The organism is Amycolatopsis thailandensis (genome assembly GCF_042723255.1).
Classification (GTDB): domain Bacteria; phylum Actinomycetota; class Actinomycetes; order Mycobacteriales; family Pseudonocardiaceae; genus Amycolatopsis; species Amycolatopsis thailandensis.
The window spans coordinates 1-13,494 of record NZ_JBHXJK010000045.1; the positions used below are offsets into that span (position 1 = coordinate 1).

Genomic DNA, 13,494 nt, shown 5'->3' on the forward strand with positions numbered 1-13,494 from the left:
CGCCACTCACGACCGTTTTCCCAGCGCACTTTGGCGCCGTCTGTCTCGAACGTGCCGCACCGAGCGCCAGAGCACCACTCACGACGCCCTCGCCAAATTGCGGAAAGCCACTGATTCACCCGCCAGTGGGAAATGTGCACGTTTGTGGTGACGTAAAATTACGAACACGTGTTCGAAATGTGGGTGTATTATTGAGGGGTGTCCGAGACCTTCCTTCCTGAACTCCCGCAGGAGTTGTGGCGTGCCGGCGAGCTGGAGCTTGCGCATGGCGTGCGGCAGTTTCTGCAGGTGATGCGGGTGGCGTCGGCCGCGATGGGGCGGTTCCTGGCGGAGATCGAGTCTCGGGGCTCGAAAGACTTGTATGGCTATGGGTCGACGGCGGCGTGGTTCGCCGATGTGGCGGGATTGTCGCGGGCTGAGGCCGGGCCGATCGTGAAGCGGGCGATCGCACTGAACCCCACCCGGGCCCTGGACGGCACCGAAGTCCCGGCTGTCGCACCCACCACGGCCGCGGTGGCTGCCGAAGGGCTCATCGGTGAGCACCGGATCGACCAGATCCTGGACATCCTGAAAAGACTCCCGGCCGACACCTCCGCGGAAGACCGGGAGCACGCGGAGAAAGTCCTGGCCAACCTGGCCCGGGACGCGGGGCCCCGGCAGGTGACGAAGGCCGAAGAGGACATCCTCGGCTGGCTCGACCCCGACGGCAACGAACCCAAAGACCCCGAACCGAAACAGCCACGCCGGGAAGTGACCCTGGAGCGTCGTCGGGATGGGTTCTGGAAACTCACCGGCCTCCTCGACGACGAACTCGGCGCCCGCACCGCAGCTGCGCTGGAGGCGTATGCGAAACCGCGACCGGTGGACGAGTTCGGGCAAGCTGACTTGCGGATGAAATGCGAGCGCCAGGGCGACGCGTGGGCCGAGCTCCTCGACTTGGCGATCGCGTGCCCGGATCAGCCCGGCACCAGCGGCTACCGAACTCTCGTGCACGTCACGATCGGCCTGGAAGAGCTCAAGACCGGGATCGGGAAAGCCTGCCTCGACTTCGTCGGGGAGATGACCGCACGCGACGCCCGGATGGCCGCCTGCGATTGCCTGATGCTCCCGGTCGTGATGAACGCGGCCGGTGAACCTCTTGATGTGGGACGCCTGAGACGGTTCGTCACTCCAGGCCAGAGACGGGCGCTCAATATCCGTGATCGGGGCTGTGTGTTCCCTGGGTGTCACCGAAAACCCAAGAACTGTCACGCCCACCATATTCATCACTGGGCAGACGGAGGCCCCACCGATCTCCGGAACCTCGTGCTGCTGTGCGGTTTTCATCATCGCCTGATCCACCACGGTGACTGGCAAGTCCGCATGGCAGCCGATGGACTACCGGAGTTCATCCCACCCCAGTATCTGGATCCGCTACGAAGATCCCGGCGCAACACCCTCCACCGCGCCCCCGCCTGACCTGCATGACCCGAGGAGCCCGCCAGCCAAACCGGCGACGGGCCCCTCGGCATGCCCACAGACGTTACGCCCACGTTTGGTGATCCGAGACGTCGCGAACGAGGCGACAGGTAGTCGGATGGTCTTGGCATGCGGGAAGCCTCCGGGTTCGGTGTGGATCACAACATCTGCACCGGCTGTCTTGAGGCCTCGTGACCCACGCTAACCCACCACCGTTGCCCCTTGCCGGGAGTTCCCCCGCTGGCCCGGTGCGTTGTGGGACGAGGGCTGGGCATTGCCGCGGGTTGCGGAACGGTCCAGGTCGTGGGGTCCACGGCGAAGCCGCCATGGTCGATCGCTCATCTCGTCCCCGTCACTGTGCGCCGCGGACCCGACCGGACCGAACGGCGGATCATCAAGGTCCGGTCCAGGGCCCGCAGAGGCCTGCCTGCCCAGGTCGAACCCGTCCACGGCGCACGCTGTCCTGCGGCGTTATGGCATGGCCAGGCTCGCGCACCTGGACCGAGCCCCCGGCCCGGACTGAACGGCAGATCACACCACACTCAACGGCCAACCACCCCGCCAACCACGCCCCCAACCCGGGTCGTGAGTGGCAAACAAGGCCTTCACGTGCCAGAGCTCAAAGCTCGGCAGGCGCATCCCGTACCGCGGATTCCGGCAACTCACCGGTGAGCGCGAAATCCACCCGCCGGGCGACGGAGACGACCTGATCGGCGAAGCGCTCGTAGAACCGCGCCAGCAGTGCCACCGAGATCGCGGGCCCGACGCCGTCCGTCCACTCCGGACCGGTGACCAGCGTCATCAGCTCCTCGTACAGCGCGTCGACGCGCTCATCGGTCCGGGCCAGCGAGTGGAACACCTCGGCCGTCGGTCCCTCGACCGCCGCGCCGAGGTCTTCCGCCATCGAGCACACCAGGCCGGCCATCTCACCGAACTGCCCGGTGAGATGGCCGGGCACGGCGAACTCGGGCTCCCGCGCGGCCTGGTCGGCGATGTGCTGGGCCAGGTCGCCCATCCGCTCCAGCCGGTCGGCGCAGAACACCGCCGCGAGCACGGTCCGCAGGTCTCCGGCGACCGGCGCTTGCAGGGCGAGCAGCTTCTGCGCGGTCTCCTCGCATTCGGTCCGCGCCGCGTTCAGCTTCGCCTCGACCATCGCCAGTTCGACAGCGGCTTCGGCATCACGGTCCAGAAAGACCCGGTTGGCCAGGCGCAGCTCCTCACCCGCCATGCCGCACATGGCCGAGAGGAGCTCACCGAGGACGCTCAGTTCACCGTGGAATCGTTCCCTCATGTAAGCACCTTCGCGGGTTCGAGGACATATGTCGCGTACGCCGCGCGGATCACCGGCTGGGCGACGTTGCGCACCGGCACCCCGCCCGGGCTGACGCCTTGCTCGCTGCCGTAGTGGGCGTGCCCGTGCACAGCCAGCGCCACCTGGGCATCGTCGATCGGCTCGCACAGCAGATACGACCCCAGGAACGGGTGGATCTCCGGCGGTTCACCGTGCAGTGTGCCAGGGATCGGCGAATAGTGCGTCAGTGCCACGGTCACGTCGGGCCGTTCGTCCTTGAGCCCTTCCAGCGCGGTGCGCAGCCGCTGGGCCGCGGCCATGGTGTGCTCGACGAAATCCTTCATTTCGCGTTCGCCGAACCGGCTCGCGCACTTGCCCGCGAACCCTCCGCCGAATCCCTTCACCCCGGCGACGCCGAGCTTCCCGCCGTCCACCTCCACGGTGGTGGCCGTGCCTTCCAGGACGGTGATCCCGCTTTCCTCCAGCAGCCCGCTGACCGCTTCAGCCTGGTCGGAGTGGTAGTCGTGGTTCCCCAGCACCGACACGACGGGGACGTCGAGCCCGGCGAACTCGTCGGCCACCACCCGGGCCTCCTCGATGCTGCCGTGCCGGGTGAGATCACCCGCGAGCAGCAGCACGTCGGCGTGTTCGGCGATGTTGTCCAGTGCCGGCCGCAGCAGGCCGCGGTTGTCCTCGCCGAGATGGACGTCCCCGACCGCAGCGACCCTGATCATCGGATCTCCTCGGCGCGCGACGGTTCGCGGACGTCGGCCAGCCGGACGTCGTTGTGCACCAGTTCGGCCGCGATGTGCTCGCAGACGACCCTTTCGACGTCGGCCTTGCGATCGGCGCAGGCGACCTCGCCGCCGAGCCGGACCTGCTCGCCTCGCACGGTGATGTGCACGCCGAGTTCGGCGGTCCTCGGGTCTTCCGCCAGCGCCTTGGTCAGCCTGGCGACCAGGTATTGAGGTGCCTCCTGGGGCATCGGGAGCTCCTTCCCGTCGATGATGGACAGTGCCGCGAGCAAGGTCAGGAACGACCACGCGTACGGCGATCCGGCGGTCTCCTCGGCCACCCGGCGCCAGTCGACCTGTTCACGCAGGTCGCGGGCGATCCGCAACAGCGGCCCGAAATCGCACCGATGCGGGCTGAGGACGAGGACCTTGTCGACGAGCAGATCCGTCCCGTCGAGGACGGGCGCGGCGGTCGCCCCGATCCGCATCAGCGAAGCGCGGTCGAGCATCTCGTCGGTGACGGGGCGATGGTTGGGCCGGAAGATCAGGTCGACCAGGCAGTCCCCGTCGTAGACCTTGCTGAGCCAGTCCTCCGGTGGGCGTACTCGTCTCAGCCCTGCGGCTTCCAGCGCTTCCGCCGCCTCGGGGATGTCTTCGTGTTTGAGGAAGAGGTCGACGTCGTGGTCGGACGGCGGCCCGCCCCGCGCGTACACGGCGAGGCCGCCCGCGACGGCGAACCGCACCGGCGTACTGTCCAAAGTGGTCACGACCTTGGTCAGCGTGTGCAGCAGTTCTTTCTCGTTCACGGCCGCTCCCGCGCCCTTGTGGCCGCGGCGAGCGCGCCCACCACGGCGATCCCGACGTTGCCGGTGACCACGATCCGCTTGCTGTCGCTGACCATGGGTACGGTTACCCGCCGTCGCCCCGGCTTAATCGGCGTGAAGCCGCTGGACGAGACGACGGGCGGGCAGGGCCATCGCCCCCAGCCCGATCGACGTCGCGACTTCGTCCGTGGGCGTGACGAGCAGGTGATCGATCTCGCTGACCAGCTCGCGGCATCGGTCGAGCCGGTCCGGGTCACCCGAACGGGCTACTTCGGCGAGCGCTTCGAGCAGGTCGCCGACCACTCCGCGCGCGTACTCGCCGGGATGCCGGAACGGCTGCTCGCTCCGGGCCGCCTCGCTCACCGCGTCGATCAGCTGGGCGAGCGGCGGCCACAGCGAAACGAGGTTCTCCAAGGGCGCTTCCCGGGCCTCGCGCCGTCCGCGAAGATTCAGGTACCGGCCTTCCCTGGTCCAGCCGATCGCGTCTTCCGCCTCCGCGACCAGGCTGCGGACGTCGCGCATCCGGTCTTGCAGGAGGTCGGCCGCTTCGGGCGGTTCACCGCCGCGGACCAGTACCGCGGTCTCGACGAGGACGTCCGCGATCGCCGACGCCAGCCGGGACGTCGCCGCCCGCAGGCGCTCCCCGTGCAGCGGCGGCAGCACCACCGCGTTCAGCACCGCGCCGATCGCGGCCCCCAGCGCGGTCTCCAGCAGCCTGTCCGCCAGCAGGACGGGTTCCGTCGCGCTGCCGTAGGAGATCAGCAGCATGCCGGTGACCCCGACCCACACCCCCGAGTCGCCGAACCCCCGCCACGAGCCGATCAGCAACCCACCGAAGACGACCAGCCCGAGCGCGACCGTCACCGAGGGGACGATGTGGCCGACCCCCGCCGCGACCAGTACCCCCACGCTGACGGCGCCGACCTGTTGCGCCCACCCTCGCAGCGACCGGTAGACGGTGGCCTGCACGAGGAACACGGCCGCGTACGGGGCCAGAAAAGGTTGCGGCAGCTCAAGGACCGAGGTCGCCACGACCCAAGCGATCACCGCCGCGGCCGCGGCCTTGACGGTCTGGACGAAGCTCCGGCGTTCCTCTCCGGGAATACGGAACACCCTCGCGACCCAGCCGGCCGGCGCCATCCAGTGGTTCCGGACGTCACCCATCACTCACCTCCTCGGGAACACGAATGCCGGTTACCCGGAGTCCCCGATTCGCACACGCGCCCGTTTACGGAAACGGCCTGGGGGTAGCCGCGAGGGAACCCACGACCGCGAAGGGGCGAGACCTGTGGCACAGCATCGAGAAGACGCGAAAGACGAACAACTCCGCGGAAGCAGGGTGGATCCGGACGGCACCGCGTTGACGACGCAGCAAGGTGTCCGGGTCGACCACACGGACGACTCGCTGACGACGGGAACCCGGGGTCCGACGCTGCTCGAAGACTTCCACGCCCGCGAGAAGATCACGCATTTCGACCACGAGCGCATCCCCGAACGGGTGGTGCACGCGCGTGGCGCGGGCGCCTACGGCTTCTTCGAGGCCTACGACGACGCGCTGGCAGGCCACACGGTCGCCGAATTCCTCACCAGCGGCGAGAAGATCCCCGTGTTCGTGCGGTTCTCCACTGTCGCCGGTTCGCGCGGTTCGGCAGACACCGTCCGCGACGTCCGCGGCTTCGCGACCAAGTTCTACACCCGGCAGGGGAACTACGACCTGGTCGGCAACAACATGCCGGTGTTCTTCATCCAGGACGGCATCAAGTTCCCCGACTTCGTCCACGCGGTCAAACCCGAGCCGCACAACGAGATCCCGCAGGCGCAGTCGGCGCACGACACGTTCTGGGACTTCGTCTCGCTGCAACCGGAGAGCCTGCACATGGTGCTCTGGCTGATGTCCGATCGCGCCCTGCCGCGCAGCTACCGGATGATGCAGGGATTCGGTGTCCACACCTTTAGGCTCGTCAACGCCGAAGGCAAGGGCACCTTCGTGAAGTTCCACTGGAAGCCCGTCCTCGGCACGCATTCCCTGGTGTGGGACGAATGCCAGAAGATCGCGGGCAAGGACCCCGACTTCAACCGGCGCGACCTGTGGGACGCGATCGAGTCCGGGCAGTACCCGGAGTGGGAACTGGGTGTGCAGCTGGTCGACGAGGACGCCGAGCACGACTTCGACTTCGCCCTGCTGGACGCCACGAAGATCATTCCCGAGGAGCAGGTGCCCGTCCGGCCGGTCGGCCGCATGGTGCTGGACCGCAATCCCGACGACTTCTTCGCCGAGACCGAACAGATCGCCTTCCACACCGCGAACGTCGTCCCCGGCATCGATTTCACCAACGATCCGCTGTTGCAGGCACGGAACTTCTCGTACCTCGACACCCAGCTGATCCGGCTCGGCGGCCCCAACTTCTCCCAGCTCCCGGTGAACCGGCCGATCGCACCGGTGCACACGAACCAGCGCGACGGGCACGGCCAGCACAAAGTCCACAAGGGACGGACGAGCTATTTCCCGAACACGCTCGGCGGCGGCTGCCCGGCGATCGCCGATGCGGACGTCTTCCGGCACTACACCGAAGCCGTTTCGGGCCACAAGATCCGGGAGCGCAGCGAGAGCTTCAAGGACTTCTACAGCCAGGCGACGTTGTTCTGGAACAGCATGTCCCCGGTCGAACGCCGGCACATCGTCGCCGCGTTCCGGTTCGAACTCGGCAAGGTCGAGGACCGGGAGGTCCGGGCGCGGACGGTCACCGAACTCAACAACGTCGACCACGACCTGGCGGCCAGGGTGGCCGAGGGGGTCGGGGTGAGCGTGCCCGCCGCGCCTGCCACACCGCACCACGACCGCACTTCGCCCGCGCTCTCCCAGCTCGATCAGCCCGCCGCCACGGCGGCCACCCGGAAGGTCGCCGTCCTCGCCGCCGACGGGGTGGACACGATCGGCGTCGACCGCGTCGTCGAGAAGCTGACCGCCCAGGGGGCGATCGCCGAGATCCTGGCCCCCACCGAAGCCGAACTCCGGCCGGGTGGTGAGGGCGATCCCCTGCGGCCCGACCGGCAGCTCAACACCATGGCCTCGGTGCTCTACGACGCCGTCGTGGTCCCGTGCGGCCCGGGCGCCATCTCCATCCTCGAACGCGACGGCTACGCGGTGCATTTCGTCGCCGAGGCCTACAAGCACGGGAAGCCGGTGGCCGCGTTCGGGTCCGGTCTGGATCTGCTGCGCCGGGCCGGGGTGACCTCGAAGCTGGCCGACGACGTCGAGACGCTGATCGATCAGGGCGTGGTGACCACCACGGCGGCCGAAGCGAGTCTCCCCGACGGCTTCTTCGCCTCGTTCACCGCTCAGCTGGGTGAACACCGCTCCTGGCTGCGGAAGACCGACGCGATCCCCGCTTGACCGGAGTTCCCCGGTGAGGTGCCCGGAAACCGTGGCACCTCACCCGGGTGGTCCTCAGTGCACCCGCCGGTCCTCCGCCGTGCCCCGGTACCGGATCGTCCACAGGCTGCGCCGGATGTAGGTGCGCTGGAGCCACCGGTCACGCCCGTTGTGCCGCGCGAAGAACTGCGACCGCGCGTGCAGACCCTTCCGGTTGTTGATCAGCAGCGCCGTCCCCGGCTCCAGCTTGACCTGGTGCGCGACCTCACGGCAGACCCGCTGCAACTCCTCCAGCGCCTGCTCCGCCTCGACGGTCTCCCCCACCACGCCGTTGGCCGAGACCGCGACCTCCGGCGAGTCCGCCGGCCCGGAGATCACCGGCACGAGGTCGGACAGCACATCGGCCCCCTTGGCCACATCGCGCACGTAACTGCCAGGCGCGTTGAGCCGGAACAGCGGACGGCGCAGGACGTCGAGCACCTCCGGGTCCAGGGCGGCGGAAATGTCCCTGCCGTCGGCGTAGTAGGTGACGGCCTCCTTGTTCCCGTCCTGGCGGACACAGTTCAGCACCAGGAAGTCCGGGTTGGACACGTCGTACCGGCCGAGGTCGTCGTGCACGATGTCGTTGTGGAAGTTCAGGAACACGTGCGAGCTCTGATTGGTCTGGCTCCGCGCGCCGGCCGAGACCGGGACGACGTCGTGCACGAGCCGTCCGCTCTTCTCCGTGGTGAACCCGACGGGCTCGCCGAGCAGCTGGCTCAGCCCCAAAAGGACGGTCTCGGCGACGAAGGTCTCCTTGTCCTTGCTGGGTTCCCCGTCGATCGGCGTCTCCGGGAGCTCCGGGTCCACCGGCAGGTTGCGCACGAGCGCGACGCCGGGGGTGTCGACGTGCCTGCCGAAGTCCAGGATCGTCTGCAACTGGTCGATGGGCAGCTTCGAGAACGTGACCCGGAGCATCGCCAGCGACCGGTCGATGTCCTCGACAGGGTTCGCGAAGGACCGCAGGTCGCTCCCGATGGCGTCCCGGACCGCGTCGGGGAGCACGACCTCGGCGAACGTGCCGACTAGGGTTTCCTGATTGCTGGTCATGGTGTCCTATCTACTTTCCGCCGCCGCTGGACCGGCGGTCTTGTCCGAGTCCTTTTCGGACTTCTTCCCGAATTTGGCGATCAAGGTGAGCGCGGGGGCGGTGGCGATCGTCGAAGCCAGCGTCATGATCACGAGCATCGCGAACACCGTCGGGCTGATCACCTTCAACTGGAGGCCGACGTTGAGCACCACCAGTTCGGTCAGCCCGCGACAATTCATCAGCGCCCCGAGCGACAGCGACTCGCTCCAGCCGACGCCGGTCAGCCGGGCCGCGGTGGTACTGCCCGCCCATTTCCCGAACACCGCCACCGCCGTGACAGCCAGGGTCCACAGCCACATCGAGCCGGAGCCGAGCAGGCTGAATTCGGTGTGCAGTCCGGTGTAGGCGAAGAACAGCGGCAGCAGCAGGGTCAGCGTCACGCTGCCGAGCTTCCCGGCGGCGCGGGCGAGGACCGGGTCCCTCCTCGGCGCGATCACGCCGAACAGGAAGGCGCCGAAGAGCGCGTGGATGCCGATCTCGTTGGTGGCCAGGGCCGACAGCATGATCCCGCCGAGCAGGATCGCGAGGACGGCGGGCTCCGGCACGCGGGTCAGCAGCTTGTGCAGCAGCGGCCGGACGACGTAGAGCATGGCCGCGACGAAGACCAGGGTGAGCCCGACGGTCAGGAAGACCTCCGACGGCGCGCCGCCCTGGCTGACGGCGACCACCACGGCCAGCAGGCACCACGCGGCGACGTCGTCGACGGCGGCGCAGGTGAGCGCGAGCGCGCCCAGCGGGGTCTTCGAGATGCCGCGATCGGTCAGGATCCGCGCCAGCACCGGGAACGCCGTCACGCTCATGGAGACCGCGATGAACAGCCCGAACGCGAGGAAGCTGACGTCACCACCGAAGAGCGGGTACATGCCGAGCGCGAGCACGATGCCGGAGACCATCGGCAGCGCGATGCTGACCTGGCTGACCGTCACCGCGGTGAACCCGCGTTTCCGCACCGCGCCGAGGTCGATCTCGGAACCGACCAGGTACATGAAGAAGATCAGGCCCAGCTGCGACAGGATGTTGATCGCCGAGACCACCCCGCTGGGGAACAGCCAGCCGAACGCGCCGGGCCAGACGATCCCGAACAGCGAGGGCCCCAGCAGGACGCCCGCGACGATCTCGCCGATCACCGGGGGCTGGCCGAGCCGTCTGGCCAGCACGCCTGCCAGGTAGCAGGCGCCCAGGATCACCGGCAAGGCGACCAGCAGACGTGCGTAGGTGTCGGGTCCGCCGGTCGTCGCCTTGGCCGCGGTACCCGCGACGGGTTCGTAGGCCGAACCCAGACCGAGCACCACGACGACCACCACCGCGGGCACCGCGATCAGCGCCGCCCCGACGAGGACCCGGCGCAGCGTGGTGCGCCCGGTCCTCTCCCGCACAGCTGACTCCATGGAGTTCTCCTTAACCGGCACGCAATTCCAGCGTGCAGCACTTGACACTGCCGCCCGCCTTCAGCAATTCGGACAGATCCGCGCCGATGGGTTCGAAACCGTGCTCCCGCAACTGCGCGGTCAGCCCGGTGGCCGCCTGCGGGAGCACGACGTGCTTACCGTCCGACACGGCGTTGAGACCGAAGACGGCGGCGTCGCGCTCCGAGGCGAGGATCGCGTCGGGGTACATCTCTTTGAGCACCAGGCGGCTGTCCTCCGAGAACGCCTCCGGGTAGTACATGACCGTGTCGTCGTCGAGCACGGCGAGCGCCGTGTCGAGGTGGTAGTACCGCGGATCGATCAGCGTCAGCCCGATCACCGGGCAGCCGAAGAACTCGCGGGATTCGTTGTGCGCCTCGGGGTTCGTGCGGAATCCGGTCCCGGCGAGGATCTGCTTCCCGGCGACGAGGTAGTCGCCCTCCCCCTCGTTGACCCACTGCGCCTGCCGCACGTACCGGTAGCCGTTGGCCCGGAACCACTCCAGGTAGGCGTCGGACTCGCCGGCCCGCTGCATGTGGTGGAACCGCGCGACGAGGACCTGTCCGTTGACCACGGTGGCGCCGTTGGCCGCGAACACCATGTCGGGCAGGCCCGGCACCGGTTCGAGGAGGTCGACGCGGTGCCCCAGGTCGACGTAGAGGTCGTGCAGCCACTCCCACTGGGCGAGGGCCAGCTCGGTGTACGTGGGCTTCTTCGGGTCCATCCAGGGATTGATCGAGTACTCGACGTCGAAGTACGTCGGTCTGACCATCAGGTAGTGCCGTCGAGTGGCTGTCCGTGACACGTTTCCTCCACGCTATTTCTGGGTTTCGCTGAGCTTGACCTCGATCTTCCCGGCCAGGTCGTTCGCGTTGCGCATGGCTTCGTCGAACGACGAACCAAGCGCGCCGATCCCGCCGAAGATGTTGTTGCCCAGCGGGGGGCGCTTGATCAGGTCACCCGGCTTCGCGAAGATCTTCAGGTAGTACAAGGCTTCCGACTCGTTCACCGCCGGCGGGACTTCGATCGAGGCGATCACGCCGCCGGGGCAGATCAGGCACATCGCGGCCGTGTGCAGTCCGGTCGGGCTGAAGTGGTGGACGTCCGGCCGCACGCCGCGGGAGACGTCCATGAGCCCCCTGATCGGGTCGTATCCGGCCGAAAGCCGCGCCATGTGGTCGAGTCCCCCGCCGCCGGGGCGGACGGCGATCTCCAACAGGAACGGTTTGCCCTGATGGAACCGGACCTCGGCGTGCAGCGCGCCGCGGGTGATGCCCTGCGCCCGCACCCCGGCGGCCACCACGGCCTGCACCTCGGCCACCTGGTCCGGGGTCAGCGACGTCGGGGCGTGGTGCACGTCGTCGTCGAAGGTCTCACCTTCCGACGTTACCCTGTCCACAATGGACCCTAGATAGACCTCGTCGTCCCAGGCGAGCGCCTCGATGAGATGCTCGTGACCGTCCAGAAAGGACTCGACGAGCAGGCCGTGCGGGCCGAGGTCCAGCCCTTCGGCCTCCATGTTGTACCAGGTCATCCGGTCGATGCCTTCGCGTGCCTGCGCGTAGCGTTCCCGCATCTTCTCCTCGTCGTCGACGCGGAAGACGAAGTTGCTGGCCGCGCCGAGCGTCGGCTTCAGGATCACCGGGTAGCCGAAGTCCTCGGCCGCCTGCAACGCGGAATCGAGGTCCTCGACGAACCGGTAGTCCGGATGCGCGGCGCCGCCCTTTTCGTGCGCCTGCCGCATGATCAGCTTGTTCCGGCTCGTCCGGGCCGCGTCCACCCCGATACCGGGAAGGCCGAGGGCTTCGGCCACCGCGGCGACCAGGACGACGCCCGATTCGGAGAAGGTGAGCACGCCGTCGAAGGTCTCCTCCGCGTGCCAGGCCTTCGCTTGCTCGATCAGGTCGTCGATGTGGTTGCTGCCGGCGATCCGGTAGCGCTCGGACGGCCAGAGATCGTCGGTCCCGACCCCGTTGAGCACGTACAGCACCCCGCCGAAGTCCTCGATCTGCTGGTACCGGGGCAGGTAGTAGTAGGAGTTCTGGCTGGCTTCCAGCGCGAGCAGTTTCACGACACACCTCGGAGGGCAAGACGGGACGGGTGGACGCCGGACGCGCGGACGAGCGGCCGGTCGAGCGGTTCGAGTCCGGTCGGGACCGGTTCCGCGCCGGTGAGGCGGGCGGCCAGGGACCGGGCGATCAGCGGGGCGAACTTGAAGGACGAGCCGCCGCACGCCGCGTAGGACAGGACCCGGTCGCCGAGGACGGCGAGCAGCGGGCCGAGGGTGGAACGCCGGGCCAGGTAGTGGCAGTCCCGGGTGTCGATCAGCCAGTCCCGGCGGAAGCCCGGGATCAGCGCGGAGAACGTGTCGATCAGGTGCTCGCGCCACCACGAGGGCGAGGTGGCGCCGCCGATCTCGTCGACCACCCGGCACGCACTGGCGGCGCTGAGCTTCAGCGGTGTCCCGGCGACCGGCGGCACCAGCCACGCGCCGCCGGTGGAGCCGAGCGACGTGATCGCCGGTGTCGCCGCCCACGCGGCGGCGTCGGACGGCGGGACGTCGCAGTAGAGCAGCGTCTGCCGGTGCAGCACGAGTTCCCTGGCCAGCCCGGGGGCCAGCAGGTCACGGGACCACGGGCCGGCGGCGAGCAGGACCGCGTCGCCCCGCAGGGTCCCGCCGTCGGCCAGCCGGACCTCGGCCCGGTCGGCGTCGACCCCGATCACCTTGCGGTGCGGGTGGAGTTCCGCGTTCGCGTTCCAGCGCAGCCAGCCCGCGCACGCCGTCAGTACCCGATCGGCGAGCAGGACCCCGGCGTGCGACTCGAAGACCGCGCCGGTCCCGGGGACGAACCCGGCGTGCGGGAACTCGGCGGCGAGGTCGTCCGCGCCGAACACCTCGGCCTTGGAACCGGCCGCGTTCAGCAGGTCCCGCGCGGCCGTCGCCTCGCCCGCCCCGATCGCGGTGAGCGCGCCGGACTGCTCGTAGAACGCCGTGGACAGCAGATGTTCCAGCTCGATCCACGCGTGATGCGCGCCGACCGCGGCCGCCGTGGTGGCGAGGTCGCCGAGGTGCAACGCGCGCAGCACGCGATGCCGGTCGAACGAAGTGGCACCGCTGAACGGGATGTCCGCCTGGTCGGCGATCACCACTTCGTGCCCGGCCGACACGCACTCCACGGCGGTCAGCAGCGCGATGACACCGCCGCCCGCGAGCACGACTCGCATGACCTTCCCCCTCCGGGCGAGACTTCGTTCGGGCACGACGGGGTCCCGGACACC

At 68.7% G+C, this 13,494-nt stretch carries 11 protein-coding genes; 2 read left to right on the forward strand and 9 right to left on the reverse strand.

Features of this window, described 5'->3' with window-relative positions; all coding sequences use genetic code 11:
* The first annotated feature begins 198 nt into the window (after positions 1-198).
* Positions 199-1,458, forward strand: a complete 1,260-nt coding sequence (locus tag ACFWMR_RS19470; protein WP_378379357.1) for an HNH endonuclease signature motif containing protein — start codon at positions 199-201, stop codon at positions 1,456-1,458.
* Between the two features lie 619 nt (positions 1,459-2,077).
* Here ACFWMR_RS19470 and ACFWMR_RS19475 read toward each other — a convergent pair.
* The 4 genes from ACFWMR_RS19475 to ACFWMR_RS19490 all read right to left on the reverse strand — a co-directional run bounded on the left by ACFWMR_RS19475 (position 2,078) and on the right by ACFWMR_RS19490 (position 5,471).
* Entirely contained in the window at positions 2,078-2,749 is a 672-nt protein-coding gene (locus tag ACFWMR_RS19475; RefSeq protein ID WP_378379358.1) for a phosphate signaling complex PhoU family protein, read from the reverse strand.
* Positions 2,746-3,483, reverse strand: a complete 738-nt coding sequence (locus ACFWMR_RS19480) for a metallophosphoesterase family protein (protein ID WP_378379359.1) — start codon at positions 3,481-3,483, stop codon at positions 2,746-2,748. The genes ACFWMR_RS19475 and ACFWMR_RS19480 overlap by 4 nt, the downstream gene beginning before the upstream one ends.
* Positions 3,480-4,289 carry a nucleotidyltransferase domain-containing protein gene (locus ACFWMR_RS19485; RefSeq protein WP_378379360.1) on the reverse strand — a complete coding sequence of 270 codons (810 nt, stop codon included), beginning with the start codon at positions 4,287-4,289 and terminating at the stop codon, positions 3,480-3,482. The genes ACFWMR_RS19480 and ACFWMR_RS19485 overlap by 4 nt, the downstream gene beginning before the upstream one ends.
* A gap of 123 nt (positions 4,290-4,412) precedes the next feature.
* Positions 4,413-5,471: an FUSC family protein gene (locus tag ACFWMR_RS19490; RefSeq protein ID WP_378379361.1), complete on the reverse strand. Its 1,059-nt coding sequence runs from the start codon at positions 5,469-5,471 to the stop codon at positions 4,413-4,415.
* 124 nt (positions 5,472-5,595) lie between these two features.
* Here ACFWMR_RS19490 and ACFWMR_RS19495 point away from each other — a divergent pair, with 124 nt between their 5' ends.
* Entirely contained in the window at positions 5,596-7,701 is a 2,106-nt protein-coding gene (locus ACFWMR_RS19495; protein ID WP_378379363.1) for a catalase, read from the forward strand.
* Positions 7,702-7,755: 54 nt separating this feature from the next.
* Here the strand turns inward: ACFWMR_RS19495 and ACFWMR_RS19500 are convergent, their stop codons facing one another.
* From ACFWMR_RS19500 to ACFWMR_RS19520, 5 genes are read right to left on the reverse strand one after another with little or no spacing between them, the layout of a single operon-like run.
* Positions 7,756-8,769 (reverse strand): TauD/TfdA family dioxygenase, encoded by a 1,014-nt coding sequence (locus tag ACFWMR_RS19500; protein WP_378379364.1) that lies wholly within the window; start codon positions 8,767-8,769, stop codon positions 7,756-7,758.
* 6 nt (positions 8,770-8,775) lie between these two features.
* Positions 8,776-10,197, reverse strand: a complete 1,422-nt coding sequence (locus ACFWMR_RS19505; RefSeq protein WP_093937105.1) for a cation:proton antiporter — start codon at positions 10,195-10,197, stop codon at positions 8,776-8,778.
* Between the two features lie 10 nt (positions 10,198-10,207).
* Positions 10,208-11,020, reverse strand: coding sequence for a dimethylargininase (gene ddaH, locus ACFWMR_RS19510; protein WP_093937104.1), 813 nt, complete (start codon positions 11,018-11,020; stop codon positions 10,208-10,210).
* 12 nt (positions 11,021-11,032) lie between these two features.
* Complete coding sequence (locus ACFWMR_RS19515; RefSeq protein ID WP_378379365.1) at positions 11,033-12,286, reverse strand: ATP-grasp domain-containing protein; 1,254 nt, start codon at positions 12,284-12,286, stop codon at positions 11,033-11,035.
* Positions 12,283-13,440 carry an NAD(P)/FAD-dependent oxidoreductase gene (locus ACFWMR_RS19520; protein WP_378379366.1) on the reverse strand — a complete coding sequence of 386 codons (1,158 nt, stop codon included), beginning with the start codon at positions 13,438-13,440 and terminating at the stop codon, positions 12,283-12,285. The genes ACFWMR_RS19515 and ACFWMR_RS19520 overlap by 4 nt, the downstream gene beginning before the upstream one ends.
* Positions 13,441-13,494: the final 54 nt, after the last annotated feature.

Excerpts from the sequence above, each read along its gene's own strand:
- ACFWMR_RS19475 (WP_378379358.1), bottom strand. The coding sequence starts at position 2,749 with ATGAGGGAACGATTCCACGGTGAACTGAGCGTCCTCGGTGAGCTCCTC.
- ACFWMR_RS19480 (WP_378379359.1), bottom strand. The coding sequence starts at position 3,483 with ATGATCAGGGTCGCTGCGGTCGGGGACGTCCATCTCGGCGAGGACAAC.
- ACFWMR_RS19490 (WP_378379361.1), bottom strand. The coding sequence starts at position 5,471 with ATGGGTGACGTCCGGAACCACTGGATGGCGCCGGCCGGCTGGGTCGCG.
- ACFWMR_RS19500 (WP_378379364.1), bottom strand. The coding sequence starts at position 8,769 with ATGACCAGCAATCAGGAAACCCTAGTCGGCACGTTCGCCGAGGTCGTG.
- ACFWMR_RS19505 (WP_093937105.1), bottom strand. The coding sequence starts at position 10,197 with ATGGAGTCAGCTGTGCGGGAGAGGACCGGGCGCACCACGCTGCGCCGG.
- ACFWMR_RS19520 (WP_378379366.1), bottom strand. The coding sequence starts at position 13,440 with ATGCGAGTCGTGCTCGCGGGCGGCGGTGTCATCGCGCTGCTGACCGCC.